The organism is Streptomyces prunicolor NBRC 13075, from assembly GCF_000367365.1.
In the GTDB taxonomy this organism is placed as follows: Bacteria; Actinomycetota; Actinomycetes; order Streptomycetales; family Streptomycetaceae; genus Streptomyces; species Streptomyces prunicolor.
On the sequence record NZ_BARF01000091.1, the window covers coordinates 98,015 to 124,739 of the forward strand.

Here is a 26,725-nt window from a genome sequence, read left to right on the forward strand (position 1 = left end):
GTTCGAAAGGCACCGGACGGGGTGGATGGTGCCGGCCCGTCTCGGAAACCCGCCGCAAGGACCGGGAGAGAATGCCCGCCGGCGCCGAAAAGGCCCGCCTACTTCTCGCCCGTCTCCACCGGCGGCTCCCCCGACTCCACCCGCTTCTTCAACCCCGCCAACGCCCGGTCGATGATGACCTTCTCGGCCTTGCGCTTGATCATGCCCAGCATCGGGATCTTGACATCGACCGTGAGGAGGTAGGTGACCTCCGTGGCGCCCGCGCCTGAAGGCTTGAGGAGGTAGGAGCCGTCCAGGGAGCGCAGCATCTGGGACTTGACGAGGGTCCAGGAGACCTCGTTGTCGCCGGTCCAGGTGTACGCGAGGACCTGGTCGTCCTTGATCGCGCCGGCGTCCATGACGAGCCGGACCTGTTCGGCGCGGCCCCGCTCGTCGGTCTTGAGGACGTCCGCCTCCTTCACCTCACCGGTCCAGTCCGGGTAGCGGGCGAAGTCGGCGATCACTTCCATCACTTCGGCCGGTGCCGCCTCGATCGTGATGCTCGAACTGGTGTGTTCCGCCATCGCTGTGGCTCCTCCAGATGCGGACCGGCAGGGCGTCGTCGTCGTGCGCTTGTGCGTGCAGCGTGAAGGCTACCTCCCCGCCAACCCCCTTACCGCACCCCCTACCTGCGGACATCAGGAGGAGGTCGGGAGGAAGTCAGGAGGAGGTCACCACTCCAGTACCCACGGCTTGCCGCTGCCCGCGAAGTGCCCCACGTTCACGCACTCGGTCGCGCCGATCCGCATCCGGCGCACCAGTGGCTGGTGGACGTGGCCGAACAGTGCATAGCGGGGTCTGGTGCGGCGGATGGCGTCCAGGAGGGCGCGGCTGCCGCGTTCGAAGCGGCGCGCGACAGTGTCGTAGACCAGCTCGGGGACCTCGGGTGGGATGTGGGTGCAGAGGACGTCGACCTCGCCGACCGCCTCGATCTTCGCGGCGTACTCCTCGTCGCTGATCTCGTACGGGGTGCGCATGGGGGTGCGGAGGCCGCCGCCGACGAAGCCGAACGTCCAGCCGCCGATCTCCACGCGTTCGCCGTCGAGCACGGTCGTTCCGGGGGCGGCGTACTCGGGCCACAGGGTCGGCATGTCTACGTTGCCGTAGGTGGCGTACGTCGGGGTGGGGAAGGCGGCGAACATCTCTGCGTACTGTTTGCGGACCGCCTTCTCGATCAGGGCCGCTCGGTCCCCGCCGACGCCGGCGCACAGCCGGGCGCCCAGTTCGCGGGCCTCCTCGAAGCGGCGGGCGGTGCGCAGCTCGACCAGGCGGTCGGCGTTCTCCTCGCCGAAGAGCTCGGGGAAGATCCCGCGCGAGTGGTCGGCGTAGTCGAGGAAGAGGACCAGGTCGCCCAGGCAGATCAGGGCGTCGGCACCCTCGCCGGATCTGGCCAGGTCACGGGCGTTGCCGTGCACGTCGCTGACCACATGGATGCGCGTCCCGGAGTTACCGGCCGGTGTGGGTGCCATGACGATCAAGCGTAGGCGTGTGCGGCAAACGTGAACAGTGGCGGCGGAGCTTGCGGTTACTGGCCAGTCAAGAAAGGCGTGGACTACTGTGCGCCAGGAAACACCAATCTGTGTGACGCAGCGAACATCTCGCCGGGACCCCCTGTCGTAGAAGCCATACCGACGGGTAACGTCCGGGCAGTCCAGTCGTGCTCAGGATTTCAACCACCGGGTCCTGACGCACCTGCCCGAGTCTTGGACCGGACCGTCGCATCACACAACGTCGTGGCGCCGGCGCCCTATGAGGAGCAGCAGTCTTGCGCGAGTTCAGCCTTCCGGCTTTGTACGAGGTCCCCGCGGACGGCAATCTGACCGACATCGTCCGCAGAAACGCCGCGCAGCACCCAGAGGTCGCCGTGATCGCCCGCAAGGCGAACGGCGGCTGGCAGGACGTGACCGCCACGGTCTTCCTCGCCGAGGTGCACGCCGCCGCCAAGGGGCTCATCGCCTCCGGCGTCGAGCCCGGCGACCGCGTGGGTCTGATGTCCCGCACGCGGTACGAGTGGACGCTGCTCGACTTCGCGATCTGGTGTGCGGGCGCGATCACCGTGCCGGTGTACGAGACCAGCTCGCCGGAGCAGGTGCAGTGGATCCTGAGCGACTCGGGGGCCACCGCCCTCGTCGTGGAGCAGGACGGGCACGCCGCCGCCGTCGAGTCGGTGCGCGCGCAGCTGCCCGCGCTCAAGCACGTCTGGCAGATCGACGCCGGCGCGATCGACGAGCTGGACCGCGCGGGCAAGGACGTCACCGACGCGACCGTCGAGGAGCGCAGCTCGCAGGCGAAGGCCGACGACCCGGCGACCATCGTCTACACGAGCGGCACCACCGGCCGGCCCAAGGGCTGTGTACTCACCCACCGCAGCTTCTTCGCGGAGTGCGGCAACATCGTGGAGCGGCTGCGCCCGCTGTTCCGCACCGGCGAGTGCTCGGTGCTGCTGTTCCTGCCGCTCGCGCACGTCTTCGGGCGGCTGGTGCAGATCGCGCCGATGATGGCACCGATCAAGCTGGGCCTGGTCCCGGACATCAAGAACCTCACCGACGAACTCGCCTCGTTCCGGCCGACGTTGATCCTCGGCGTGCCGCGTGTCTTCGAGAAGGTCTACAACTCGGCGCGTGCCAAGGCGCAGGCGGACGGCAAGGGCAAGATCTTCGACAAGGCGGCCGACACCGCGATCCTGTACAGCCGCGCGCTGGACACCCCGGCGGGTCCGTCCCTCGGTCTGAAGATCAAGTACAAGACCTTCGACAAGCTCGTCTACAGCAAGCTGCGCGCGGTGCTCGGCGGCAAGGGCGAGTACGCGATCTCCGGCGGCGCCCCGCTGGGCGAGCGCCTCGGTCACTTCTTCCGGGGGATCGGCTTCACGGTTCTGGAGGGCTACGGGCTCACCGAGTCCTGTGCCGCCACCGCCTTCAACCCCTGGGACCGGACGAAGATCGGCACGGTCGGCCAGCCGCTGCCCGGCTCGGTCGTCCGCATCGCGGACGACGGCGAGGTGCTGCTGCACGGCGAGCACCTGTTCAAGGGCTACTGGAACAACGAGGCCGCTACGGCCGAGGCGCTGGCCGACGGCTGGTTCCACACCGGGGACATCGGCACCCTCGACGAGGACGGCTACCTCAGGATCACCGGTCGCAAGAAGGAGATCATCGTCACCGCGGGCGGCAAGAACGTCGCCCCGGCCGTGATCGAGGACCGCATCCGCGCGCACGCGCTGGTCGCGGAGTGCATGGTGGTCGGCGACGGTCGGCCTTTCGTGGGCGCGCTGGTCACGATCGACGACGAGTTCCTGGGCCGCTGGGCCGCCGAGCACGGCAAGCCCGCGGGTGCCACCGCGGCGTCACTGCGAGACGACCCGGATCTCTTGCAGGCGATCCAGGACGCGGTCGACGACGGCAACGCCGCGGTGTCGAAGGCGGAATCGGTGCGGAAGTTCCGCATTCTGTCCTCCCAGTTCACGGAGGAGTCGGGCCACCTGACGCCGTCCCTGAAGCTCAAGCGCAATGTGGTGGCGAAGGACTACGCGGACGAGATCGAGGCCATCTACCAGAAGTAGACGGGTAGTTGGGGTAGTTGGGGCATCTCTTGGGGGTTCCCTTGGAGGTTCCCTTGAGGTCTCAGAAGTCCTCGGCGAGGACCCGTTCCAGCGTGCGCTCGGCGAGCGCGGTGATGGTGACGAACGGGTTCACGCCGATGTTGCCCGGCACCAGTGAGCCGTCCGTGACGTACAGCTTCGAATACCCCTTCACCCGGCCGTAGTTGTCGGTCGCGCTGCCCAACACGCAGCCGCCCAGCGGGTGGTAGCAGAAGTCGTCCGCGAACACCTTGCTGGTCGAGCCGAACAGGTCGTACCGGTAGAGCGTCGCGTTGGCCGAGTTGATCCGGTCGAACAGCTTCTTGGCCATCGCGACCGAGACCGCGCTCTGGGCCGCGGTCCAGCCCAGCTTCACCGTGCCGCTCGCCGAGTCGTAGGCGAACGAGGCTCGTTGGGGGTTCTTGGTGATCGCCAGATAGAGGCTCACCCAGGTCTCGAACCCGATGGGCAGCGGGGCGATCTCCGCGAAGACCGGGTTGTCGGTGTTGGCCCAGTCGTCGATGCCCATGACCGGCATCGTCGACTGGTTGGCGCCGGTGGTGTCCCAGATGTGGTTGGCGCGGCCCACCATGGTGTTGCCGTTGGGCCCCCAGCCCGCCCCGACCGAGGAGTTGAGCGCGGGCAGGGTGCCCGTTTCCCGTGCGCGGACGAGGAGCTCGGTGGTGCCGAGGCTGCCGCCGCCGAGGAACAGATAGGTGCAGCTGTACTGCTTGGTCTCGACGACCGTGCCGGTGTCGTCGATCCGGTCGACGGTCAGGACGTACGACCCGTCGCTCGCCCGCGTGACCGCCTTGACCTTCTCCATGGTGTGGATGGTGACCTTGCCGGTGCCGAGCGCCGAGGCGAGGTAGGTCTTGTCGAGGCTCTTCTTGCCGTAGTTGTTGCCGTAGATGACCTCCTGGGCGAGCGCGGACTTGGTGGCGGTGCCCGCCGCCTCCTGCTGCATGTAGCCGAAGTCGTAGACGTTGGGCACGAAGGTGGTCTTCAGGCCGGTGTTCGTGGCGGCCTTCCGTGAGGTGCGGGTGAACTGGTACCACTCCGTCGACTCGAACCAGGTCGGGTCGACGGTGTTGACGCCGAGCATCGTGCGGGCCCGCGGGAAGTACGTGCCGTACATCGCGGTGGCGTCCACGGTGGGGAACTGCTCGGCGAAGTACGACTGGAGCGGGGTGACCGCCATGCCGCCGTTGACCAGCGAGCCGCCGCCGACGCCCCGGCCGACGTAGACGGACATGTTGTCGTAGTGCACGCGGTCCAGGGCACCCGGGTACGCGGTGATGTCCTTGTTGACGACGTCCAGCCACAGGAAGCTGGCGAGCGGTGCCTCGGTGCGGGTCTTGAACCACATCGAGCGCTTGTCCGGGGCGGCGGTGGAGCAGAAGATCTTGCCGTCCGTGCCCGGGGTGTTCCAGAGCCTGCCCATCTCCAGGACGAGGGTGGTGATGCCGGCCTGGCCGAGGCGGAGGGCGGCGACCGCACCGCCGTAGCCGGAGCCGACGACGATCGCGGGGGCGGTTTCGACGGCGGCGGGTTCGACGGCCTGCGCGGACTGCAGGCCGATACGGGTGAGACCGGCGGTGGCGGCGGTCTGGAGGGCGATCATGCCCAGGATTTGACGTCTCGTCAGCTGATGCTGCGTCAGTTTTGCTGTCATGCGCGCAGCATGTGCGGATTATTCGGTTCCGCCAAGGGGCTGCGCCGGTTTTGGGGCGGGGTGGGGGGAGGCGGGGTGCGGTGCAGGGTGCGGTGGTCGGGCGGGTGCGGGTTGGGGGCTTGGGGCGCCAGCCGGGGTGCCGGGTGAGGCGATCGGGCGGGTGCGGGTTGTCTGTGGCTGGTCGCGCAGTTCCCCGCGCCCCTGAAAAGAGCAGGGTTGCCCGGGGCGCGGATCGATGGGCCCCGGGCGCCCCACCCGTCTTTAGGGGCGCGGGGAACTGCGCGACCAGCCCCCACGCACCCGCACCCGCCCGACCACCTCACCCGGCACCCCGGATGGCGCCCCTACAACAACCCCCGCAACTTCTCCGCGAGGAGGTCCCAGCGCCAGCGCTCCTCGACCCACTGCCGCCCCCGCTCGCCCATGTTCCGGCGGAGCTCCGGGTCGGCGAGCAGGGCGACGATCCGGTCGGCGGCCTCCTCCGGGGAACCGCCCCGCACGACCCACCCGGTCTCACCGTCGAGCACGGCGTCGGGCGCCCCGCCGGAGTCACCGGCGACCACGGGCAGCCCGGTCGCGGACGCCTCCAGGTAGACGATCCCGAGCCCCTCGACGTCGAGCCCGCCCCGCCGGGTCCGGCACGGCATCGCGAAGACGTCACCGGCGCCGTAGTGCGCGGGCAGTTCGGCCCAGGGCACGGCGCCCGTGAAGCGCACGGAGTCGGTGACCCCGGTCTCCCGCGCGAGCCGCCGCAACTCCTTCTCGTACGGCCCGCCGCCCACGATCAGCAGCACGGCGTCGGGCTGCCGGGCCAGGATGCGCGGCATGGCGAGGATCAGCGTGTCCTGCCCCTTGCGCGGTACGAGCCGCGAGACGCACACGACGACGGGCCGGTCGGCGAGCCCGAGCCGCTCCCGCACCTCGGCACCACCCGAACCCGGATGGAAGACCTTCTCGTCGACGCCGGGCGGCAGTTGGACCATCCGCGCCGCCGCCTCCGGACTCAGCGCACCGGCGATCCTCGACCGCGTGTACTCCCCGAGGTAGGTGATCGTGTCCGTCGACTCCCCGATCCTGCGCAGGAGTTGACGCGAGGCGGGCAGCTGGGCCCACCCGGCCTCGTGCCCGTGCGTGGTCGCCACCAGCCGCTCGGCACCGGCCTTCCGCAACGCCGGCGCCATCAGCCCGAGCGGCGCCGCCGCCCCGAACCACACCGCCGTACACCCGTGTTCCCGCAGCAGCCCCACGGCCCTGCGGGTCGCGGCGGGCGTCGGCAGCAGCATGGTCGTGGCGTCCCGTACAACGGTGAAGGGCTGCTCGGCGTCGAAGGCGGCCGTCGCCTCCGCGCCCTCCCGGCCGCGCTTCCAGGCGGAGGCGTAGACGACGAGCCGCTCGGGCTCCAGGCGCAGCGCCATGTTGTGCAGAAAAGCCTGGATGCCACCGGGCCGGGGCGGAAAGTCATTGGTCACGATCAGGGTCTTGCGCACGCGGCAGACCCTACCGGCCCTACCGGACGAGCCCGCACAGCCCGGTTCGGCCGCGCTTCATGGCCATCGCACAGCAGATCGGGAGAACATGTGCCCCACATCGGCAGGCACGGCATGGAACAGGGGCTCAGGTGGAGATCGCGGGCGCGGGACGGCGGCTGGCGCCGCTGCTGGGAACCTGGGGCCTGACCAGAGTCGTACTCCTGCTGTTCGTCTTCAAGGTGCTGGTGTTCCCCAGCTTCGACGTCACCACCGACGTGTCGGTGATCTACCAGGGCTGGTACGAGACGCTCCGCCACGGCAGCTTCCCGCTGGACGACGTCACCTGGCAGTACCCGCCCGCCGCCGCCCTCCCGATCCTCTCCCCCGCCCTGCTGGGCTTCCTGGACTACGCGTCGGCGTTCTTCGTCCTGGCCTTCCTGGCCGACCTGACCGTCCTGGCCCTGCTCCTCTACACGGGCCTGCGCCCGGGCCGCACCCTGCGCGGCGCCTGGGTCTGGGTGGCGGGCGTCCCGCTCCTCGGCCCGACCGTGTACGCGCGCTACGACGTGATGGTGACCGCGGTCGCCGTGGCCGCGCTGCTCGCGGGCGCCCGGCATCCGCGTGTGATGGGCGCGCTGGTCGGCTTCGGAGCACTCCTCAAGGTCTGGCCGGCGCTGCTCCTCCTCGGCGCCGTCAAGCGCCGCGCGTGGGGAGCGGCGGCGGTGACGGTCGCGGCGATCGCTGCCCTGTTCGCGGTGTCGATGCCGGGCGCGTTCGCCTTCCTGACCTTCCAGCGCAACCGGGGCACGGAGGTGGAGTCGCTCGGCTCGCTCGTCTTCCACGTGGCCCGGCACTTCGGCTGGCAGGGCCAAGTCCTCCTGAACTACGGCTCGGTGGAGTTCGTCGGCCCCTACGTCAACTGGGTCAGCACGGCCGCCCTGGGCCTCACCGCGCTGGCCTTCGGCTGGATCGTGCTCTGGCGCCTGATGGCGGCCCGCTTCCTCCCCCACACCCTCGCGGACGCGGCCTTCGTGGCGGTCCTGATGTTCACGGTGACCAGCCGGGTGATCAGCCCCCAGTACGTCGTCTGGCTGATCGGCCTCGCGTCCGTCTGCTCCTGCTTCCGCGCCAGCCGCATGCGCCTCCCGGTCGCCCTGGTCCTGGCGGCGGCCTTCGTCACGGTCCTGGAATTCCCGATCTGGTTCGCCCACGTGGTCGCCGGCGACACCCTGGGCATCACCCTGCTGCTCCTTCGCAACGGCCTCCTGGTGGCCGCGGCGATCACCGGCGCACGGGAGTTGTGGCAAGCGTCGGTGACGTGGGCGGACGTACCGCCGCTGCCGAGTCAGGCGACCCGCTCGAAGGCCCCTTCGACGTCCTCCTGAACCGTGCGTACTCGGAGCCCCCGGCCGCGCCCACCGCATCCCGCCCACCCCTCATGAGCAACGGCACCCCCAACAGCCCATACGCCGAACAGAGTTGGGCCACTGCCGCGAGGCTCGGCCACCCGGGCGGACGTGCCGCCACTCCCCGCTCAGGCGACCCGCTCGAAAGCACCCTCGACCTCCTCCTGACGCCGGGCACGCCGGAAGAGCACGGCGACGACCCCGCACTGCACCCCCATCGCGAGCGCCAAGGCCAGGCACACCCCGGGCAGACCTAGCCCCGACAGGCCGTACGCCAACGGGGGTTGGATCGTCGTGCCGAGCAGTGTCACGCGGAGCAGTGCCGGTGCTCCGCCGCTGCCCTCGAAGACTCCACCGAGGGCGATGAAGCAGGCCATCAGGAGGAGGTAGGGGCCGACGCAGCGGAGGAACAGGGCGCCCTCGTGGGCGACTTGGGGGCCGGCGCCGAAGGCGGCCATGATCCAGGGGGCGGTGCCGGCGAGCAGGACGGCCGCCGTCACGCCCACCGTGCCGGACACCAGCAGCGCCTCCCGGCCGATCTCACGCCGTTCGTCCCGGCCCGCGCCGCGCAGCTGCGAGGTGTGGATGGCGGCGGCCTGGCGCACGGCGTAGAAGGCCATCGTCGCGACGTACAGGACCTTGTAGGCGATGGCGTACGCGGCCACCGCCGGCACCCCGAGCCGCGCCACGATCGCGATCAGCACCAGCGTTCCGGTCTGCCGGACGGTGAAGTCGGCGGACATGGGCAGGCCGGTCGTGACGGTGCGGCGCAGCGCGGCGGGGAGTGACTCGGCGGGGGCAACCTCCGTACGCAGCAAGGCATTTCGGCGCAGCGCCCGCAGCCCCACCCCCAACGCGACCACCCGGCACAGCACGGTGGAGACGGCGGCGCCCCGGACGCCGTAGAGGTGGATGAGGAATGGGTCGCAGACGAGGATCAGGCCGTTGGCCAGGAGGGCCAGGCGCAGGGGGGTGCGGGTGTCGCCCGTGCCCTTGAGGATGCCGTCGACGAGTTGCTGGGCGTAGAAGACGGCGATGCCCGGGAGGGAGATGGTGAAGTAGGCGACCGCCAGCGGGAGTTCGGGGCCCGCGGCGCCGAGGAGCAGGCGGGCCAGTGGTTCCCGGAGCAGGAAGCCGGACGCGACGACCACCGGGGTGACCAGCGCGCACAGGGCCCAGCCGCCGCGTACCGCGGAGCGCAGCGCGGCCGGGTCGCGGGCTCCCCTCGCGTGGGCGACCAGCACCGTCGTACCGGAGGCGAAGACCAGGGCGACACCCAGGAGCACGTTCTCGGTGTTGGTCGCGACGGCCACGGCGGCGACGGCCGGTCCGCCGAGCCGGGAGACCCAGACGGTGTTGATGATCCCGGCGGCAACGGAGGCGAGGAGCGAGAGGTAGACGGGGTGGGCGAGCGAGACGAGCTGCTTGCGATGGCTGTTCACGGCGATCGGATCCCCCTCGACGCGAGCTGAATACCTCTAATCGAGGTAGCTCGATAAGAGGTACCATGGCCTCAACGAGCCCGCAAGGAGAAACATGCTGGAGCTGTCGATCCTCGGCTTCCTGGCCGAACAGCCGTTGCACGGCTACGAGTTGAAGGAGCGCATCAAGGCGCTGAGCGGCCATGTCCGCCCGGTCAGCGACGGCGCGCTCTACCCCGCGATCACCCGCCTGGTCACCGCCGGCAAGCTCGACCAGCACACGGAGGAGGGCACGAGCGCGGCCCCGCGCCGGGTCCTGTCCCTCACCGGGAAGGGTCGCGAGGACCTCCTGGAGCGGCTCAGACACCCCAAGCCGGCCGAGATCACGGACCACGTCCGCTTCAACACGGTCCTGGCCTTCCTACGGCACCTGCCCGACCCCCACGAGCAGTCCGCCGTGCTCCGCCGCCGCCTGGACTTCCTCCAGACCCCGGCGAGTTTCTTCTACCGGGACGGCGAGCCCGTACGGGCGGAGGAGACCCAAGACCTGTTCCGGCAGGGCATGTTGCGCGTCGCGCGGGCGACGGGCGCGGCCGAGCGGGAGTGGCTGACCGAGGCCATTTCCCTTTTGGCTCAGGCGAGTTGAGCCCGAAGATAGTCCCGCCACTGCTCCGTGAACTCCTCCAAGGTCACCCCGAGAACGCTCTTCATCGCGCCCTCCACCGCCCCCGCCCGCTTCTGATGCGAGCCAACCGCCCTGTAGAACCTGCCGAGTTGGTCGACTCCCCACCGGTCCTGGATCATCCGGCAGGCCATCCACCCACCCTCGTACGCCCGCGCGAGCTCGGTCGCCTCGCTGCTGAAGCCGAAGTCCTTGTCGGTGGGGAGCGCGGTCGGGAGGTCGCCGTCCTGAACCGCGCGGGAGAGCTCCGGGGCGGCCTGGGTCGGGGTGCGGCCGGTGCCCCGGTAGCCGATCCAGTCGGCGTAGCCCTCCGAGAGCCACAGGGGAGTGGCGGGGGTGGTGTGGGCCCGGGTGGCCACGTGGGTCGTCTCGTGGGTCAGGACCACCTGCTTGCCCACCGAGCCCAACACCGCGTACGCGTCCGGGTTGACGATGATCCGGTCCGCCGGCGCGCTGCCCGAACCGCCCGCCTCCCCCGTCGTCACCGCGGCGATGCCCCGGTAGGAGGCCGCAGGTGAGCCCAGGAGCCCCGCCATGCCGTCCAGGGAGCCGGGGACGAGCACGACGACGTGCCGGGTCCAGTCCGTGCCCCAGGCGGCCGACACGGCCGGTACGGCGTGGTCCGCGAGGGCGCGGAAGTCACGCAGGCTGTCGACGGACCGGCCGACCCCCATCACCAGGCTGTGCGCGCCCTTGACGACGCTCACCTTCCCCTGGTCCCACAGCTGTTGGCCGGACTTCTTCGCGGGCTTGTCGGAGGCGACGTACCACTGCCCGTCGGCGGTGAGCCGGAGGGTGAGCGCGCGGCCGACCGTGACGGGTGCGGTGTCGTAGCCCTTGACGCGGTAGCTCAGCTGGGCGTCGGCGGTCGCGGTGGCGCCGGCGCGGTGCAGCGAGGTGAGCCGGTAGGACCAGGACGCCAGCGGTACGGCGCTCAGGTTCTCGTACGCGGTGCGCGCGCCGGTCCGCGCGTACGCCGCCCCGTCGTGGTGCAGGACGGCCGCGGACTGCCGGTCGAGGACGCTCTGGACCGCCGCCTTCGCGCTGTTCGCCGCCGGCTGTCCGCCGCACCCCACCAGCGAGCCGAGCAGCAGACACAGCGCGAGCACTCCGGAGCGCGACGCCCGCCTACGACCAGTCACTTCCCGATCGTACGACCCTTTCGCGCCGGTTCAGACCCTCGTGACCGACGAGACCGGCATCATGCCGACCGGGTCGTAGCGCACCGGCGCGCCGGGGTAGGGGGCGTGGATGACCTGGCCGTTGCCGACGTACATGCCGACATGGCTGGCGTCGGAGCGGTAGGTGACCAGGTCGCCGGGCTGGGCCTGGGAGAGCGGGATCTGGTGGCCGGCGTAGCGCTGCTCCTGCGAGGTGCGCGGGAGATGGACGCCCGCGTGGGCGTACGACCACTGCATCAGGCCGGAGCAGTCGAAGCCGCCGGGGCCGGTGGCGCCCCAGACGTACGGCTTGCCGAGGGCGGACTGGGCGGCGGCCACGGCCGCGGCGGCGCGGCCCGAGGAGGGGACGCCGGCGCCGAGGTCGGGGATGTCCTCGCGGGAGGAGCGGGAGGCCCGGTCGAAGGAGGCGCGGTCGGCGAGCGGCATCCGGTTGAGGAGTTGCCTGGCCTTCGCCAGCTTCCGCTCTACGGTCTTCTTGTGGGTGGCGACGGCCTTGCGGCTGCGCTCCAGTTCGGCGAGGTGTCCGGAGGCCTCGGTGCGCTCCTGGGCGAGTTCGCGCATGGCCTCCTGGAGGTCCTTGAGCTGGCCCGCCTGCTGGGTGGTGATGCGGTCGAGGACGGAGGCCTTGTCGAGGTAGTCGGCCGGGTCGTCGGAGAACAGCAGCGCGACGGTGGGGTCGATGCCCCCGGAGCGGTACTGGGCGCCGGCGAGTGAACCCAGCGCCTCCCGCATGGTGTTGATGCGCTGCTGCTGCCGGGCGATCCGGTCCTGGGCGTCGCTCACCTGCCGGTGCAGTTCCCCGGTGCTCTCGTCGGCCTTGTCGTAGGCCTGGGTCGCCTGCTCGGCCTCCTGATAGAGCCGGTCCACCTCGGCCCGGGAGTCGTCGTGCGGCGCGGCCACGGCGGAAGTGGCCGGCAGGGCGCCGAGGGCGGCTGCGGCGGCGGACAGGACACAGACCGCGGCACTGGCGCCTCGGTCGAACCCGGACGGTGCAAGGCGACGACGGGATCCCACGGGAAGCCGCACTTCCTTCCGCTGGCGGACACGGACCGCTCCCCCGGTGCGGGGAAACGCGCCAGACAGTAGCTCTGTGAAGGGGTGCGGGCCAAAGACCGGCGCGGGCACACAACGTGACGCCCCGCCTATGACGCAGGTCATCGGCGGGGCGTGCAGTCAGCCTGGTGTGTCGTAATTCGCCCGTTCGGGCGGTGCGCAAGGGCCGGAGAACGACCGGAGAGGAACCGGACGAGCTCGGATCAGATCCGGACGCCGAACTCGAACGTCATGTTGCCGATCGCCTCGTAGCGCACCACGGCACCGGTGTGCGGAGCGTGCAGCACCTGGCCGTTGCCCGCGTAGAGGCCGACGTGGTGGAAGTCGCCGTAGAAGATGACCAGGTCGCCGACCTTGAGGTCGCTCTGGCTGTAGATCCGGGTGCCGGCGTTCGCCTGCGCCTCGGACGTGCGGGGTATGGAGACGCCCGCCTGCGCGTAGGCCCACGAGGTGAGGCCGGAGCAGTCGAAGGAGGACGGTCCGGAGGCGCCGTAGACGTACGGCGAGCCGATCACGGACTGGGCGGCGGCGAAGGCGGCGGCGGCGCGGCTCGAGGCGGAGCCGGTGCTGCCGAGGTTCACGCGTGAGCTGGAGCGGTTGGCGGCCTGCGCCTGCTGCGCGTCGAGGGCCGCCTTCTCCTTGGCGGTCAGGGTGTTGAGCAGCTTCTGGGCCGCGGCCAGCTTGCTCTTGACCTCGTCCTTCTTCTTCTTGAGCTCGGTGCGGGTGGCGGAGAGGTCCTTGAGCTTGCTGCTCGCCTCCGCGCGCTCCTGGGCGAGTTCGCGCTGCTTGCCCTGGATCTTCGTGAGCGCCTCGACCTGCTGGGCGCTCAACTGGTCCATCGTGGACGCCTTGTCGAGATAGCTGTCCGGGTCCGAGGACAGGAACAGCTGGATCGACGGGTCGATGCCCCCGGTGCGGTACTGGGCGCTCGCCATCGTGCCGAGGCCGTCCCGGAGCTTGTTGAGCTCCTCCTGGCCGCGGGCGACGTTGTCCTGGATGGTGGAGATCTCCTTCTGGAGCTTCTCCTGCTTCTCCTGGGCCCCGTCGAGCTTCTCGGTGGCCTGCTCGGCCTGCTCGTAGAGGGCGTCGACCTTCGACTTGACCTCGTCCTTGCTGGGCTTCTCGCTCGGCGCGGCGTTGGCGGCCTGAGCGCTGAAGGCAACGGCGGCTGCGGCTGCGGTGGTCAGCACAGTGACGCGCGTGCGGCTCGGCTGCTTCGGTCGACGATGGGACGCCACGGAGTCGAGCTCCTTCTATTGAGTGATCACCCGTTCGGAGGTTCGAGGCCTGACCCTAGTGACGTTCCTGTGATCAGTTCAAATCCTCACACGAAAAAATGCCGTCACTCAAAGCATTCTTTGCACATAACCAACATGCAGTGATGGTCGATTGACGCTACGTTGCGTGACGGTTCGGTCAATTCCGGCATTAAACCTGTACGTTGACCTTCACGACAGTCGCTTGAGGAGTACCGCAGAAGCGACGGGCCGGGCGCCCGCCTTCGCGATGCCGTCGGCCACCTCGCGGTCCGTCGACGCGACGATGACGGGCCTCCCCGGCGGCTCGGCGCGCACCAGCTGGCGGATCAACTCGTCGGCGGTGACGCCCGGTTTGGAGAACAGCACCCGCACTCCGCGCGGCGGCGCGAGCAGCACGGGCGCGGCCAGCTCGGCCCCGTCGAAGACACAGGTGACCTCGGCGCCGGTCTGCGCGGCGAGCTGCGAGAGCTGCCCGAGCAGCCTCAACCGCTGCTTCTCCAGGGGCATTTGGGGATAGCCGGTCTTGGTGACGTTGTACCCGTCGACGACCAGGTGGGCCTGCGGCAGCGCGAGCAACTGGTCGAGGATCGCCGGGTCGTTCTCCGACAGCGCCCGCGCGGCGATGTCCTTCGGCGTCATCCGTCCCGGTTCGACCGCGTCGACGGTCTCGGCGGGCCGTACGGAGACAGGCGGCAGAGCCAGCTCTCTCCGCAGCCCCTGGGCCGACTCCAGCACGGTGTCGAGCAGCAGCCGTACCCGCATGTCCTCGACGCTGCGCCCCTCGCGGGCGGCCTTACGGGTGGCCTCAAGGGCCGCCTCCGCCTCGCCGAGCCGGGCCTTGAGGCGGCGGCTCTCACTCTCGGCGGCGGACACCTGGGTCTGCGCCTCGGCGCGCGCGGTGTCCGTCTCGGCGCGCAGCTTGCGCAGGGCGGCCTCGCCGCGCTTGACGTCGCTGTGGGCGGCACGCAGCTTGCGGTGCAGCGAGTCCGCTTCCTTCTTCGCCGCGTCCAGCTCGGTGCGCAGCCGCTCGGTGTCCGCCCGGGTCGCGTCCCGCGCCTGCGCCAACTCCTCGCGCAGCCGCTCCAGTTCGGCCCGGCTCTCCTCGTCGGCGCGCTCGGCGTCGGCGCGCAGCGCCTCCTCACCGGCGGCGGTGACGAGCTTCACCCAGCCGGTGGGGCGCAGAACATAGGCCGCGGCCGCCACGTCGAGCGGATCCGCGGCCGGGGGCGGCGAGCCGGAGTCGAGAGCTCCGGCGAGCTCCGACTGGGCCTCTCTGAGCTTCTCCCCGATCCGCTGCCGGAACAGCGGATCGGTCTCCAGCGCGGCGGCCATGGCATTGCCCGCGAACTTGGCGCGCCGGTTGGGGGCGAAGCGGGCGTACTGTCGTAGCTGCGCGGGCAGTTCGGCGACAGTGAGCCCACCGAAAGCGTCCGACACGATCTGTACGACTCGTCTCCGCACGCCGTCGGGCAGCGGACGGTCGAGCACCTCGGCGGCGCCGTCGCCCGGCCCCCCGCCTGAGTTCTCCACCATCCTCACACCCCAAATGTCTGTGCGGGGCCTCTCCCTCTCAGGAGCCGGCGCCCGGCCTGTCCACGAGTTCCACCTGATCCACGGCGTTGCACCAGCGGCAGCGCACCGACTCGATGGTCTCACTGACCACCTCGCGCTCCTCCACGTTCGGCTCTCCGGCCAGGTCCAGGTGGAGGTACTCCACGACCTTCGACGAACGCGTCACGTCGAAGCGCGTGAGGTTGCCGCAGAGGGTGCAGCGCCACCGCGTGGAGGCAGTCGGCAGGGGAACCGTCATCGTGGCTGTCCGCTTCCTTCTTGTTCCAGTTTCCGTGATCGCCGGTTTCCCCGGCGAGTGTGGCTCGTAACCCTACGGCCTGGCGGGTACTCGCCGCTCGGCCGTCCACAGCGGCGAGGCACTCTGTGCCGCTACGCCCCGTTACGTCATGCTCTGTAACCATGATCAGCAACTGGGGCCCGGCCCTCGCCAGGACGTTCCGCGGCACGTCGACGCCCATGACGTACACCCTCATCGGCCTGTGCTGCCTGATCTTCGTCCTCGGCCCGGCCTCGGGTTTCGTCCCGTCCTACGGCACCGGGGACGCGCTGCTCGCCGCGCAGCGGGCGTACTTCCACCGCTGGGGCGTGGTCCCGGCCGACCTGTTCGCGAGCCCCGCCCGCGAGGCCCTGACCCCGGTCACGGCCCTCTTCATCCACGGCAGCTGGGTCCATCTCCTCGGCAACATGCTCTTCCTCTACGTCTTCGGAGCGATGGCCGAGGAGCGTCTCGGCCGAATCGAGTTCACCCTGTTCTACCTGGTCTGCGGGTACCTGGCGCTGCTGGGCTACGCGGTGGCCAACGCCGACTCCACGCAGTCCCTGGTCGGCGCGTCCGGGGCGATCTCGGCGGTCCTCGGGGCGTTCCTGTACTTGTTCCCCCGGGCGCGCGTGACGAGCCTCCTCCCCTTCCTCTTCTTCCTGCCGCTGCGTTTCCCCGCGTGGGTCGTGCTGCCGTTCTGGGTCGCCCTCCAGTGGCTCGCGGCGGGCCAGGCGGCGCAGGGGCCGGGGGTGGCGTATCTCGCCCACCTGGTGGGCTTCACGCTGGGGTTCGGCTACGCGTGGGTCCGATTCGGTCGTACGACTAGAGTTGGGCCCGCCCCAGTAACGGTCCCCGAGGGAGAGAACCAGCCGTGATCACCGCGATCGTCCTCATCAAGACCAGCGTGGACCGGATTCCCGAGATCGCCGAGTCGATCGCCGCGCTCGAATCTGTGAGCGAGGTCTTCTCTGTCACCGGGACGTATGACTTGATCGCGATGGTTCGGGTGCGGCAGCACGAGGATCTGGCCGAGGTGATTCCTGGGCGGATCAGCAAGATTCCCGGGGTTGAGGGGACGGATACGCACGTGGCGTTTCGGACTTACTCGCAGCATGACCTTGAGGCGGCTTTTGCTATCGGGTTGGACTCGTGAGGTTGGGCGCCTAGTGGGGTGGGGGGCGCGGATTGATTGCGGGTGACCGGTCTCTTGTGGCTGGTCGCGCAGTTCCCCGCGCCCCTAGGTTGGCTGCCCCTGAGGCTCGTTACATCTGACCGCGCTTACCTCACACCGCCGGGACGCAGCGGCCGTTCTCCGTGTGGTACGTCCACTTGGCGCCCTTGGTGACCAGTTCGCGTACCGCGCCTACGAAGCGCTCTACGTGCTCGTCCGGGGTCCCGGCTCCGAAGCTCACCCTGATCGCGTTCAGGGACTTCTCGCCCGGTGCGGCCTCCGGGGCGCCGCATTCGCCCTGGGTCTGGGGGTCGGTGCCCAGGAGGGTGCGGAGCAAGGGGTGGGCGCAGAAGAGGCCGTCGCGGACGCCGATGCCGTACTCGGCGGAGAGGGCGGCGGCGAAGTGGGAGCTGTTCCAGCCGTCGACGACGAAGGAGATCACGCCGACGCGCGGGGCGTCGTCGCCGAACAGCGACAGGACCTTGACCTCCGGGACCTCTGCCAGGCCCGTCCGTACCTTCTCGATCAGGTGCTGCTCGCGGGCGACCAGCGTGTCGAAGCCCGCCTCGGTCAGCGCCTTGCAGGCCGACGCGATGGAGTAGGCGCCGATGACGTTCGGGGAGCCGGCCTCGTGGCGGGCGGCGCTGTCGTGCCACTCCACGTCCACTCCCCCGTCCTCGCGCCGGGAGACCTTGCGGCTGGCGCCGCCGCCCGCGAGGTAGGGGTCGGCCGCCTGGAGCCAGTCGGCGCGGCCGGCCAGGACGCCCGAGCCGAACGGGGCGTACAGCTTATGACCGGAGAAGGCGATCCAGTCGACGTCGAGGTCCTGGACGGACACCGGGTGGTGCGGGGCGAGCTGGGCCGCGTCCAGGACGATGCGAGCGCCGTGGGCGTGCGCGGCGGCGGCCAGTTGGCGGACCGGCCACAGCTCGCCGGTGACGTTCGAGGCGCCGGTGACGCAGACCAGGGCCGGGCCCTGCGGGTCACGGGCGGCGAGGGCCTGCTCCAGGGTCTCGACCGCCTGGCCCGGGGTGCGCGGGGCGTTGAGGTAGGTGACCCGGGCGTCCTGCCAGGGGAGCAGCGAGGCGTGGTGCTCGGTCTCGAAGACGAAGACCTGGCAGTCGGCGGGGAGGGCCGCGGCGAGCAGGTTCAGGGAGTCCGTGGTCGAGCGGGTGAAGATCAGCTGGTCGTCGGGGCGGCAGTCCAGGAACTCCTCGACCGTCTTGCGGGCGTTCTCGAACAGGTCCGTCGACAGCTGCGAGAGGTAGCCGGCGCCGCGGTGCACGCTGCCGTAGTACGGGGCGTAGGCCGCCACGTCGTCCCAGACGCGCTGGAGGGCGGGGGCGCTGGCCGCGTAGTCGAGCGCCGCGTAGGTGACTTCGCCGCCCGTGACGAGCGGGACGGTGACATCCCGGCCGAGAACGGGCAGCGGGGCACAAATGGTCGTAGCGGCGGCAACGGTGGAGACAGACATGGCGAACTCCCGTGAGAGGCAGGCGAATTCACTGCGCGAGCGGACAGAGCTCGGCGCAGGAAAGGGTGAAAAGGGATGTGCGGAGTGGGGCTTCGCGCCCTATCGCATTCGCTGGCTCACAGAGAGCTCCCTCGATGACCAGGACCCCTGGTGTCTTTCGAGGGGCCCGCGCTTGCCGCAGACCTCGCTGCCTACGGCCTGGTCTTCACCCGGGGCACCCCGCCACGGACGGAGGGTTGCCGGACAGTCGGCCGGGGCCTCATGACTGTCACTCATGACCTGGTCGGAAAACTTACGCGAGGTGATCGTCGTCCCGCAACCCGTGTCCGGATCGCGGGACGACGGCCACCTCGGACTCGCTACGCGTTGCTGACCGCCGCCCAGCGCTCCAGCGTGCGCTTCGCGGCCCCCGAGTCGATCGACTCCGCGGCCTTCTCCATCCCGGCCCTGATCCGGTCCGCCAGCGGCCCGTCCCCGGCCTCAAGGGCCACCAGGGCCGCCGCCGAGTTCAGGAGTACGGCGTCCCGCACCGGGCCCGTCTCGCCGTCCAGGAGGCGGCGGGCGACGTCGGCGTTGTACTCGGGGTCGGCGCCGCGCAGGGCCTCCACGGGGACCAGTTCGAGGCCGACGTCCCTCGGGTCGAAGGACTCCTCGGTGACCTTGCCGTCGCGGACGATCCACACCCGGGAGGTGGCCGTGGTCGTCAGCTCGTCGAGACCGTCGTCGCCGCGGAACACCAGGGAGGAGTTCCCCCGCTCGGCGAAGACGCCTGCGATGATGGGCGCCATCCGCGGGTCCGCGACCCCGACCGCCTGCGCCCGCACCTTGGCGGGGTTGGTCAGCGGGCCCAGCGCGTTGAACACCGTGCGGATGCCCAACTGGCCGCGCGCGGCGCCCGCGTGACGCAGTGCCGGGTGGAACTTGACCGCGAAGCAGAACGTGATCCCGGCCTCCTCGGCGACCTCGGCCACCCGCTTCGGGGTGAGCTCCAGGTTGACGCCGAGACGCTCCAGGACGTCGGAGGCGCCGGACGCGGAGGACGCGGCCCGGTTGCCGTGCTTGACGACCTTCGCGCCCGTGCCGGCGATCACGATCGAGGACATCGTGGAGATGTTCACCGTCTTGGCGCCGTCGCCGCCGGTGCCGACGATGTCCACCGTCTTCCCGGACACCTCGATCACGTTCGCGTGCTCGTACATCGCGCGCACGAGACCCGTGATCTCCTCGACGGTCTCTCCCTTGGCCCGCAACGCCACCACGAACCCGGCGATCTGCGCGTCCGTCGCCTCGCCGCGCATGATCTGGTCCATCGCCCAGAACGTGGCGTCGGCGTCCTGGTCCTGGCCGTACAGCAGGGAGTTCAGTACCTCGGGCCAGGAACGGGCCGCCGCGGTGTCGCCTCCAGCGGGGGTCACAGCGCTCATACGGCCGCTCCTGAGTGTCGTAGAAGAGTGGAACTCTCGTGTGAGAGTGCGTCCTCACCCTATCCAGCGCGGGGCACGGCGAAGGGCCCCGTCCGGTGTTCGGACGGGGCCCTTCGACTGTGGCGTGGCGACGCCTCAGCGATCAGTGGTGGCCGTGGCCGCTCGTGATCTCCTTGTACTCCTCGACGGTGGGCTTGGGGATCTGGGACTCCTCGCCGTAGTACGCCTCGCTCAGCTTGGCGCGCAGCTTCTGGGAACCCTTCACCTTGCGCTCGACACCGTTAGCGTCGACCGTCGCGCCGATCGCGGCCGGCTCGTACTGCTCGTGCGCGGTGAGCGTGTGCAGTGCGTCCTGGCTGAGCGGCTCGTGGATCTCGACGAACTCACCGTGCGGCAGGCGCTTGATGATGCCGGACTCGCGGCCGTGCAGCACCTTGTCCTTGTCGCGGCGCTGAAGGCCGAGGCAGACCCGCTTGGTGGCGATGAAGACCAGCACCGGCACCACGAAGAAGCCGACGCGCACCGCCCAGGTGATCGAGTTGATCGACAGGTGGAAGTGCGTGGCCCAGATGTCGTTGCCGCCACCGACGAGCAGGACGAAGTACCACGAGATCCACGCGGCACCGAAGGCCGTACGGGTCGGGACGTTGCGCGGGCGGTCCAGGATGTGGTGCTCGCGCTTGTCGCCGGTGACCCAGGACTCGATGAACGGGTAGACCGCGATCGCGACCAGGACCAGCGGGAAGATGATCAGCGGGATGAACACGCCCAGGACGAGCGTGTGGCCCCAGAAGTTGATCTCCCAGCCCGGCATGAAGCGGATCAGACCCTCGGAGAAGCCCATGTACCAGTCGGGCTGGGCGCCCGTGGACACCATGTCCGGACGGTACGGACCCATGGCCCAGATCGGGTTGATCGAGGCGATCGCCGCGACGGCCGCGATGACACCGAAGACCAGGAAGAAGAAGCCTCCGGCCTTGGCCATGTAGACCGGCAGCAGCGGCATGCCGACGACGTTGTTGTTCGTCTTTCCGGGGCCCGCGAACTGCGTGTGCTTGTGGTAGAAGACCAGGATCAGGTGGCCGACCACCAGGCCGAGCATGATGCCCGGCAGCAGCAGGATGTGGATCGAGTAGAACCGCGCGACGAAGTCGCCGCCCGGGAACTCGCCGCCGAAGAGGAAGAACGACAGGTACGTGCCGACGATCGGCACGGACAGGACCGCGCCCTCCATGAAGCGGACACCGGTGCCGGAGAGCAGGTCGTCCGGGAGGGAGTAACCGGTGAAGCCGGTGAACATGCCCAGGACGAACAGCAGGAAGCCGAACAGCCAGTTGACCTCACGCGGCTTGCGGAACGCACCCGTGAAGAACACGCGCATCATGTGCACGAACATGGCGGCGAGGAAGATCAGCGCCGCCCAGTGGTGGATCTGCCGGATCAGCAGACCGCCGCGCACATCGAAGGAGATGTGCATCGTCGAGTTGAACGCCTCCGACATCAGCTGCCCCTGGAGTGGGACATAGCTGCCGTGGTACGTCACCTCGTTCATCGACGGGTGGAAGAACAGCGTCAGATACACACCCGTGAGGATGATGATGATGAAGCTGTAGAGGCAGACCTCGCCCAACATGAACGACCAGTGGTCGGGGAAGATCTTGCGCATGTTGGACTTGGCCAGGGAGTAGATCCCGAGCCGTCCGTCCGCCCAGTCGGCGATCTTCTCGCCGGCCGGTGCTTTGTCGCGCCGCTCATTGTTCTCGTTGGTGCTCATCCGCGCTCCCAGAATGCAGGACCGACGGGCTCCTCGAAGTCGCCGAGCGCCTGGAGGTAGCCCTCGTCGCTCACGCCGATGCGCAGCTGCGGCAGGGCGTGACCGGCCGGGCCGAAGATCACTCGGGCACCGTCGGAGAGGTCGAAGGTGGACTGGTGGCACGGGCACAGCACGTGGTGCGTCTGCTGCTCGTACAGGGAGATCGGGCAACCCACGTGGGTGCAGATCTTCGAGAAGGCGACGATGCCCTCGTGCGCCCACTCCAGCTCGCGCTTGTCCTTGATGTTGTCCGGCTGGAGCCGGACGATCATCAGCGCCGCCTTGGCGATCTCGGTCTGGAACTCCTCGTCGGTCTCCTCCAGGCCCTCGGGCTTGGCGAAGGTGAGCGAGCCGACGGCCACGTCCGAGGGACGCAGCGGCAGGTTCGTGTTCATGTTGACGAGGAGCTTGCCCTTGGACCAGATGGTGTGGCGGAGCTTCGTCCCCGGCAGCGGGCCGAGGTCACGCAGCAGCATGACGCCGGAGAGCGGGAACAGGGCCAGCGCGCCGAACATCGTGTTGCGGATCAGCTTGCGACGGCCGAGCGCCGACTCCTTGGCACCCTCCTTGAAGTCGGCCAGAACCTTGGCCTTGACCTCGGGGGGCGCCTCGATCGCGTGCCGCTCGTCGGCGACCTCCACGTCGGACATCAGGGTGCGGGCCCAGTGGACCGCGCCCGCGCCGATGGTGAAGAGCGCTCCGCCGAGGGTCAGACCCAGCGCGAAGTTGAGCGCGTTGATGTGACCGATCGGGAAGACGAAGATCGCCTTGTCGTGCGGGATCGCCACGTAGGAGGCGATGAAGCCGACCGTGAGGAGCATCGACAGCGTGAACAGGAAGGCGACGACGCGCTCGGACCGCTTGGCGGCCCGCTCGTCGATGTCCTGGACACGGTGCTCGTGCGGCGGCAGTCCCGGGTCGGCGAACGGGTTCTGCTCGTCCGCCACCGACACCGCGCCGTGCGCGTCCTGCTCAGCGGGCAGGTTCTCTTCTGGAATGTCTTGGCTACTCATGACTTCTTGGCCTTTGCGGTCCGAGCGGCGACCCAGACGGCTACCGCGATCAGCGCGCCCAGACCGAAGATCCAGGCGAAGAGACCCTCACTGACCGGACCGAGACCACCCAGCTCAAGGCCGCCGGGGCTCTCGGTGTCGTCACCGTTGACCGCGTCGAGGTACGCGATGATGTCCTTCTTGTTCTTCGACGACAGCGTGGTGTCGGGGAAGGAAGGCATGTTCTGCGGGCCGGTCTGCATGGCCTCGTAGATGTGCTTCGGGGCAACGCCCTCAAGGTCCGGCGCAAACTTGCCGTGCGTCAGCGCGCCGCCCTTGCCGGTGAAGTTGTGGCACTGGGCGCAGTTGGTGCGGAACAGCTCGCCACCCTTGGCGATGTCCGAACCGGCGGGCCCGTACTCGTTCTTCGTCGGGATGACCGGACCGGCGCCCAGCGAGGCGATGTACGCCGCGAGCTGGTCGATCTCGGCCTGGGAGTAGATGACCTTCTTGGCCGGGATCTGAGCGCCCGGCTGCTGGGCCGGCATCCGGCCGGTGCCGACCTGGAAGTCGACCGCCGCGGCGCCGACGCCCACGAGGCTCGGCCCGTCGGAGGAGCCCTGACCGCCGGTGCCGTGGCAGCTGGCGCAACCGACGGCGAAGAGCTTCTTGCCCTCGTCGATGGAGAGGGACTGAGCCGACTCGTCGGCCTGCGCCTTGCTCGCGGGCGCGAGCAGGCTGAACGCCCCTCCGGCTGCCGCCAGCGCGAGGAGTAGTACGACGACCGCCGCCAGCGGATGGCGTCGTCGTGTGGAGAGCTTTTTCACGGATTACCCCGGTGTCAGGATCTTCTGCGTCGATGCTTCTGGAATGTGCGCTTCTTGGCTGCGCGCGGGATCGGGCCCGACTACTTGATCAAGTAGATCGTGGCGAAGAGGCCGATCCAGACGACATCGACGAAGTGCCAGTAGTAGGACACGACGATGGCCGCGGTCGCCTGTTCGTGGGTGAACCTCTTTGCCGCGTAGGTGCGTCCGAGGACGAACAGGAAGGCGATGAGGCCGCCCGTCACGTGCATGCCGTGGAAACCGGTGGTCAGGTAGAACACCGAGCCGTACGGGTCGGAGGACAGCGAGATGCCGTCCTTCTTCACCAGCTCCGTGTACTCGAAGATCTGACCGCCGATGAAGATCGCACCCATCACGAACGTGATGATGAACCAGCCCCTGAGCTTCTTCACATCCCCGCGCTCGGCGGCGAAGACGCCGAGCTGGCAGGTGAGGGAGGAGAGCACCAGGATCGTGGTGTTGGTCGCGGAGAATGGAATGTTGAGATGGCTCGCCATCTCCTTCCAGTGGTCCGGACCGGTCACCGATCGCAGGGTGAAGTACATCGCGAAGAGGGCCGCGAAGAACATCAGCTCGGAACTCAGCCAGATGATGGTTCCGACGCTGGTGAGGTTCGGCCGGTTGACCGACGGGTGCGCGTGCCCGGTTTCTACTGTCGTTGCTGTCGCCACGACCGACATTATGTCGGTCGCTTATCCCGCCCTCACTCCGGGGGGTGCCGTTCGGAGTGTCCGCAGCGTGTGTACTGCCCGTATGGCCCATCGCAGGGGTGTTCCAACAGGTGTTGACGGGGTGTTCAAGGGAGTAGCATCCGCGCAACGGACCTTGGGAGGAACAATGCAGGCGACCGCCACGGTGCTGGTCTACAGCGATGACTCCAACACCCGCGAGCAGGTGCGGTTGGCCTCCGGCAAGCGGCCGGCGTCCGACGTGCCGTTGGTCGAGTTCCTTGAGTGCGCTACGCCCGCTGCGGTTCTGAAGGAACTGGACCGGGGTGGGATCGATGTCTGTGTGTTCGACGGGGAGTCCTCGCCGATGGGTGGCATGGGGTTGTGCCGCCAGGTGAAGGACGAGGTCTTCAACTGCCCGCCGGTGCTTGTGCTCATCGGGCGGCCTCAGGACGCGTGGCTCGCCACGTGGAGCCGTGCGGAGGCCGCGGTGACCCTTCCGGTGGATCCCGTTGAGTTCGCGGCCTCTCTTGCCTCGCTGCTGCGTGAGAAGCGGGCCTTGAGCGCCTAGGAGCTCGGGGCGGCCCGCAGTTTCGCGGCTGCGGGCCGGTTGTGGTTGCTCGCGCCCGCGCGGCGGAGCCGCAAATGTCACAGCCCCGCGCCCCTTTGGGGCGCGTCTCACACGGACTCAGGACGGAGCCGTGCCGCGTCTTCTGGCCTCGGACCATCGGGCGTTCCGCCTACCAACGCGCTGCCGCCTCGCCACTTCTTCCAGGCGAGGTTCCAGTCGCCGAAGCCGTTGCCGAAGGGTTCCATCTCGTCGCCGTTGGAGTTGACGACCTTGACGACGTCACCCTCGTGGACCGTGTCGAAGAACCACTCGGCGTTGCTGGTGCTCATGCCGGTGCAGCCGTGGCTGACGTTCTCGGAGCCCTGGGAGCCCACCGACCAGGGGGCGGCGTGGACGTACTCGCCGCTCCAGGTGACGCGGGTCGCGTAGTAGACGGGGAGGTCGTACGAGTCCGAGGAGCCCTCGGAGATGCCGACGGTGGTTCCGCGCATCCGTACGAAGTACTCCTTGCCCAGTACGACCTTGACGCCGTTTCGGGTCTCGAAGCCGGGCTTGCCGGTGGTGACGGGGATCTGGTTGATCTCCTCGCCGTTCTTGTAGACCGTCATCTCGTGGGACGAGGCGTCCGTCACGGCGACGATCTTGTCGCCCGTGGTGAGCTTGAGGCCCTTTGAACTGCCGCCCCACAGACGGTCGCTGATCTTCACACCGTCGAGGTCGCTGCGGACCTGGATGGTGGCGTGGGCGGGCCAGTACTCCTTGGGGCGGTAGTGGAGTTCCTTGTCGTCCACCCAGTGCCAGGCGCCCTCGACGGCGGGCACGGAGTCCACCCTGAGGGCGCGTTCCACGATGGCCCGCTGCGCCTTGTCCTTGACGGGCATGTTCAGTTCGGCGGTGACCGGCTGGCCGACGCCGTACGTGCCCGCGTCCGGGCCGAACTTCACCGTCAGGCTCTTCTTGGCGGTCGGCTTGCTGGTGTCGAAGGTGAGGACCTTGCGGCCGGGGGCGCCGTCCTCGTCCTCCGTGCTCACCCGGACCGTGTAGTGGGCGCTGGCGGCCAGCGGGGAGGTGCTGTGCCAGCGAGTGCCGTCGGCGGCGAGTTCGCCCGTGACGTAGCGTCCCGTGGCGTCCATGGCGGTGACGTCCGTGATGCGCCCGTCGTCACCGGATGCGGTGACCTCCAGGGGCTTGTCCGGGTCGACCTTCTTGCCTTTGCCCGACGGGCCGTTGAAGGAGATCTGCCCCGCCGCGTCGTACGGCTTGGCCGACAGCGGGTCGCCGCCGTCGGACCCGCAGGCGGTGACGCCCGCGCCGAGGGAGATCACCAGCAGGGTGCAGCCGACGACGGTGCGGGTGCGCGGGCGCGCCGGTGTCGAGAGGGTGAGCGCGCGGAGGCCCGAAGGGCTGAGCACGGTCGCCCTCTCGACACCGGCTTTTGCGCCCCGAAAGAACACTTTGTGGCTCATGAAGCGAGGCTATGAAGCTTCGTCAGCCCCGGCGCGGTGAGTAACCCGGACGAGGGACCGGCGTTGCGGCAAAAGCACGAGCCCGGACCTCCTGACGGAGTGTCCGGGCTCGTGCGGGCTCAGCGCGTGCTACTGGGTGCGGTCTTCACCGCGGTAGTACTCGAAGACCCAGCCGTACAGGCCGATCATGATGATCGGGGCGGAGAAGTACAGCAGCCACCAGCCGATCGCGATCGACAGGAAGGCCAGTGCGCCACCGACACCGAGGGCGAGGGGCTGCCAGCTGTGCGGGCTGAAGAAGCCCACCTCGCCGGCCTCGTCCGCGACGTCGGCCTCCTTGTTGTCCTGCGCGAGCGTGTCGATCCGCCGGGCCGTGAAGCCCAGGTAGAAGCCGACCATGATGCACAGGCCGAAGGCCATGAAGAGGGCCGTGGTACCGGCCGCCTCCTTGGACCAGACGCCGTAGACGATCGCCATGACCAGCACGAAGACGGCCAGCCACATGAACATCCTGCCCTGGACCTTCACTTGCCCGCCTCCTTGCCGCCGACGAGGGCCTTGTCAGCGTGATGCGCGTTCTCGAGCTGGTCGAGAGCGGCGATCTCCGGGTGGTGCAGGTCGAACGCCGGGGATTCGCTGCGGATACGCGGCAGGGTGAGGAAGTTGTGCCGCGGGGGCGGGCACGAGGTCGCCCACTCCAGC

The 26,725-nt window shown here is 69.3% G+C and carries 24 protein-coding genes, 1 pseudogene and 1 riboswitch; of the genes and pseudogenes, 6 read left to right on the plus strand and 19 right to left on the minus strand.

The window, feature by feature from the left end; genetic code table 11:
• Positions 1 to 98: 98 nt before the first annotated feature.
• Positions 99 to 563 (minus strand): SRPBCC family protein, encoded by a 465-nt coding sequence (locus SPR02S_RS38545; protein WP_019062369.1) that lies wholly within the window; start codon positions 561 to 563, stop codon positions 99 to 101.
• A 147-nt stretch (positions 564 to 710) separates the two neighbouring features.
• Positions 711 to 1,466 carry a metallophosphoesterase family protein gene (locus tag SPR02S_RS38550; RefSeq protein ID WP_019062370.1) on the minus strand — a complete coding sequence of 252 codons (756 nt, stop codon included), beginning with the start codon at positions 1,464 to 1,466 and terminating at the stop codon, positions 711 to 713.
• A 338-nt stretch (positions 1,467 to 1,804) separates the two neighbouring features.
• Here SPR02S_RS38550 and SPR02S_RS38555 point away from each other — a divergent pair, with 338 nt between their 5' ends.
• Entirely contained in the window at positions 1,805 to 3,601 is a 1,797-nt protein-coding gene (locus SPR02S_RS38555; RefSeq protein WP_019062371.1) for an AMP-dependent synthetase/ligase, read from the plus strand.
• A 61-nt stretch (positions 3,602 to 3,662) separates the two neighbouring features.
• Here SPR02S_RS38555 and SPR02S_RS38560 read toward each other — a convergent pair whose 3' ends face one another.
• Both SPR02S_RS38560 and SPR02S_RS38565 read right to left on the minus strand, forming a co-directional pair.
• A complete protein-coding gene (locus tag SPR02S_RS38560; RefSeq protein WP_494518001.1) occupies positions 3,663 to 5,294 on the minus strand; it encodes a GMC oxidoreductase in 1,632 nt (543 codons plus the stop codon).
• A 344-nt stretch (positions 5,295 to 5,638) separates the two neighbouring features.
• Complete coding sequence (locus SPR02S_RS38565; protein WP_019062373.1) at positions 5,639 to 6,781, minus strand: glycosyltransferase family 4 protein; 1,143 nt, start codon at positions 6,779 to 6,781, stop codon at positions 5,639 to 5,641.
• 131 nt (positions 6,782 to 6,912) lie between these two features.
• On the opposite strand from SPR02S_RS38565, the gene SPR02S_RS38570 reads away from it, so the two are divergent.
• The gene (locus SPR02S_RS38570) at positions 6,913 to 8,148 is read left to right on the plus strand and encodes a glycosyltransferase 87 family protein (RefSeq protein ID WP_019062374.1); all 1,236 of its coding nucleotides are present in this window, start codon (positions 6,913 to 6,915) and stop codon (positions 8,146 to 8,148) included.
• A 149-nt stretch (positions 8,149 to 8,297) separates the two neighbouring features.
• On the opposite strand, the gene SPR02S_RS38575 is transcribed toward SPR02S_RS38570, so the two are convergent.
• The gene (locus SPR02S_RS38575) at positions 8,298 to 9,611 is read right to left on the minus strand and encodes an MATE family efflux transporter (RefSeq protein WP_019062375.1); all 1,314 of its coding nucleotides are present in this window, start codon (positions 9,609 to 9,611) and stop codon (positions 8,298 to 8,300) included.
• Between the two features lie 94 nt (positions 9,612 to 9,705).
• Here SPR02S_RS38575 and SPR02S_RS38580 point away from each other — a divergent pair, with 94 nt between their 5' ends.
• On the plus strand, positions 9,706 to 10,236 hold the full coding sequence (locus SPR02S_RS38580) for a PadR family transcriptional regulator (RefSeq protein ID WP_019062376.1): 531 nt from the start codon (positions 9,706 to 9,708) through the stop codon (positions 10,234 to 10,236).
• Here the strand turns inward: SPR02S_RS38580 and SPR02S_RS38585 are convergent.
• The 5 genes from SPR02S_RS38585 to SPR02S_RS38605 all read right to left on the minus strand — a co-directional run bounded on the left by SPR02S_RS38585 (position 10,224) and on the right by SPR02S_RS38605 (position 15,575).
• Positions 10,224 to 11,381, minus strand: coding sequence for a hypothetical protein (locus SPR02S_RS38585; RefSeq protein WP_019062377.1), 1,158 nt, complete (start codon positions 11,379 to 11,381; stop codon positions 10,224 to 10,226). The two genes, SPR02S_RS38580 and SPR02S_RS38585, sit on opposite strands and share 13 nt — an antisense overlap.
• A gap of 63 nt (positions 11,382 to 11,444) precedes the next feature.
• Positions 11,445 to 12,467, minus strand: coding sequence for a C40 family peptidase (locus tag SPR02S_RS38590; RefSeq protein ID WP_019062378.1), 1,023 nt, complete (start codon positions 12,465 to 12,467; stop codon positions 11,445 to 11,447).
• A 242-nt stretch (positions 12,468 to 12,709) separates the two neighbouring features.
• The gene (locus SPR02S_RS38595; protein WP_019062379.1) at positions 12,710 to 13,744 is read right to left on the minus strand and encodes a C40 family peptidase; all 1,035 of its coding nucleotides are present in this window, start codon (positions 13,742 to 13,744) and stop codon (positions 12,710 to 12,712) included.
• Positions 13,745 to 13,954: 210 nt separating this feature from the next.
• Complete coding sequence (locus SPR02S_RS38600; protein WP_019062380.1) at positions 13,955 to 15,298, minus strand: NYN domain-containing protein; 1,344 nt, start codon at positions 15,296 to 15,298, stop codon at positions 13,955 to 13,957.
• Between the two features lie 37 nt (positions 15,299 to 15,335).
• Positions 15,336 to 15,575 carry a hypothetical protein gene (locus tag SPR02S_RS38605; RefSeq protein ID WP_019062381.1) on the minus strand — a complete coding sequence of 80 codons (240 nt, stop codon included), beginning with the start codon at positions 15,573 to 15,575 and terminating at the stop codon, positions 15,336 to 15,338.
• 161 nt (positions 15,576 to 15,736) lie between these two features.
• Between SPR02S_RS38605 and SPR02S_RS38610 the strand changes: the two genes are divergently transcribed.
• Together SPR02S_RS38610 and SPR02S_RS38615 are read left to right on the plus strand one after the other, a co-directional pair.
• A complete protein-coding gene (locus SPR02S_RS38610; protein WP_019062382.1) occupies positions 15,737 to 16,471 on the plus strand; it encodes a rhomboid family intramembrane serine protease in 735 nt (244 codons plus the stop codon).
• A complete protein-coding gene (locus tag SPR02S_RS38615; protein WP_019062383.1) occupies positions 16,468 to 16,749 on the plus strand; it encodes an Lrp/AsnC family transcriptional regulator in 282 nt (93 codons plus the stop codon). Before SPR02S_RS38610 ends, SPR02S_RS38615 begins: the two co-directional genes overlap by 4 nt.
• 130 nt (positions 16,750 to 16,879) lie before the next feature.
• Here SPR02S_RS38615 and SPR02S_RS38620 read toward each other — a convergent pair whose 3' ends face one another.
• From SPR02S_RS38620 to ctaE, 6 genes are all read right to left on the minus strand, one after another.
• Positions 16,880 to 18,241 (minus strand): aminotransferase class V-fold PLP-dependent enzyme, encoded by a 1,362-nt coding sequence (locus SPR02S_RS38620; protein ID WP_019062384.1) that lies wholly within the window; start codon positions 18,239 to 18,241, stop codon positions 16,880 to 16,882.
• A gap of 163 nt (positions 18,242 to 18,404) precedes the next feature.
• A riboswitch (SAM riboswitch) is annotated at positions 18,405 to 18,521 on the minus strand.
• A 79-nt stretch (positions 18,522 to 18,600) separates the two neighbouring features.
• Positions 18,601 to 19,665 (minus strand): anthranilate phosphoribosyltransferase, encoded by a 1,065-nt coding sequence (gene trpD / locus SPR02S_RS38625; protein ID WP_019062385.1) that lies wholly within the window; start codon positions 19,663 to 19,665, stop codon positions 18,601 to 18,603.
• 142 nt (positions 19,666 to 19,807) lie between these two features.
• Positions 19,808 to 21,439, minus strand: a complete 1,632-nt coding sequence (qcrB, locus tag SPR02S_RS38630) for a cytochrome bc1 complex cytochrome b subunit (protein ID WP_019062386.1) — start codon at positions 21,437 to 21,439, stop codon at positions 19,808 to 19,810.
• Positions 21,436 to 22,491 carry a cytochrome bc1 complex Rieske iron-sulfur subunit gene (gene qcrA / locus SPR02S_RS38635; RefSeq protein ID WP_026151237.1) on the minus strand — a complete coding sequence of 352 codons (1,056 nt, stop codon included), beginning with the start codon at positions 22,489 to 22,491 and terminating at the stop codon, positions 21,436 to 21,438. The genes qcrB and qcrA overlap by 4 nt, the downstream gene beginning before the upstream one ends.
• The gene (qcrC, locus tag SPR02S_RS38640) at positions 22,488 to 23,297 is read right to left on the minus strand and encodes a cytochrome bc1 complex diheme cytochrome c subunit (RefSeq protein ID WP_019062388.1); all 810 of its coding nucleotides are present in this window, start codon (positions 23,295 to 23,297) and stop codon (positions 22,488 to 22,490) included. Before qcrC ends, qcrA begins: the two co-directional genes overlap by 4 nt.
• Before the next feature lie 80 nt (positions 23,298 to 23,377).
• Positions 23,378 to 23,998: an aa3-type cytochrome oxidase subunit III gene (gene ctaE / locus SPR02S_RS38645; protein ID WP_019062389.1), complete on the minus strand. Its 621-nt coding sequence runs from the start codon at positions 23,996 to 23,998 to the stop codon at positions 23,378 to 23,380.
• 157 nt (positions 23,999 to 24,155) lie between these two features.
• Between ctaE and SPR02S_RS38650 the strand changes: the two genes are divergently transcribed.
• Positions 24,156 to 24,557, plus strand: a complete 402-nt coding sequence (locus tag SPR02S_RS38650; RefSeq protein WP_019062390.1) for a response regulator — start codon at positions 24,156 to 24,158, stop codon at positions 24,555 to 24,557.
• Between the two features lie 107 nt (positions 24,558 to 24,664).
• On the opposite strand, the gene SPR02S_RS38655 is transcribed toward SPR02S_RS38650, so the two are convergent.
• The 3 genes and pseudogenes from SPR02S_RS38655 to SPR02S_RS62540 all read right to left on the minus strand — a co-directional run.
• A complete protein-coding gene (locus SPR02S_RS38655) occupies positions 24,665 to 26,023 on the minus strand; it encodes a L,D-transpeptidase (RefSeq protein ID WP_245607688.1) in 1,359 nt (452 codons plus the stop codon).
• Positions 26,024 to 26,152: 129 nt separating this feature from the next.
• The gene (locus SPR02S_RS38660; protein WP_019062392.1) at positions 26,153 to 26,551 is read right to left on the minus strand and encodes a cytochrome c oxidase subunit 4; all 399 of its coding nucleotides are present in this window, start codon (positions 26,549 to 26,551) and stop codon (positions 26,153 to 26,155) included.
• Positions 26,548 to 26,725, minus strand: a pseudogene (locus tag SPR02S_RS62540) (aa3-type cytochrome oxidase subunit I); the annotation flags it as partial. The pseudogene SPR02S_RS62540 and the gene SPR02S_RS38660, both read right to left, overlap by 4 nt.

Bases quoted from the DNA above. Each gene is read 5' to 3' on its own strand.
- SPR02S_RS38545 (WP_019062369.1), bottom strand. From the start codon at position 563: ATGGCGGAACACACCAGTTCGAGCATCACGATCGAGGCGGCACCGGCC.
- SPR02S_RS38560 (WP_494518001.1), bottom strand. From the start codon at position 5,294: ATGACAGCAAAACTGACGCAGCATCAGCTGACGAGACGTCAAATCCTG.
- SPR02S_RS38580 (WP_019062376.1), top strand. From the start codon at position 9,706: ATGCTGGAGCTGTCGATCCTCGGCTTCCTGGCCGAACAGCCGTTGCAC.
- SPR02S_RS38600 (WP_019062380.1), bottom strand. From the start codon at position 15,298: ATGGTGGAGAACTCAGGCGGGGGGCCGGGCGACGGCGCCGCCGAGGTG.
- SPR02S_RS38605 (WP_019062381.1), bottom strand. From the start codon at position 15,575: ATGACGGTTCCCCTGCCGACTGCCTCCACGCGGTGGCGCTGCACCCTC.
- SPR02S_RS38610 (WP_019062382.1), top strand. From the start codon at position 15,737: ATGATCAGCAACTGGGGCCCGGCCCTCGCCAGGACGTTCCGCGGCACG.
- SPR02S_RS38620 (WP_019062384.1), bottom strand. From the start codon at position 18,241: ATGTCTGTCTCCACCGTTGCCGCCGCTACGACCATTTGTGCCCCGCTG.
- trpD (WP_019062385.1), bottom strand. From the start codon at position 19,665: ATGAGCGCTGTGACCCCCGCTGGAGGCGACACCGCGGCGGCCCGTTCC.
- qcrB (WP_019062386.1), bottom strand. From the start codon at position 21,439: ATGAGCACCAACGAGAACAATGAGCGGCGCGACAAAGCACCGGCCGGC.
- qcrA (WP_026151237.1), bottom strand. From the start codon at position 22,491: ATGAGTAGCCAAGACATTCCAGAAGAGAACCTGCCCGCTGAGCAGGAC.
- ctaE (WP_019062389.1), bottom strand. From the start codon at position 23,998: ATGTCGGTCGTGGCGACAGCAACGACAGTAGAAACCGGGCACGCGCAC.
- SPR02S_RS38650 (WP_019062390.1), top strand. From the start codon at position 24,156: ATGCAGGCGACCGCCACGGTGCTGGTCTACAGCGATGACTCCAACACC.
- SPR02S_RS38655 (WP_245607688.1), bottom strand. From the start codon at position 26,023: ATGAGCCACAAAGTGTTCTTTCGGGGCGCAAAAGCCGGTGTCGAGAGG.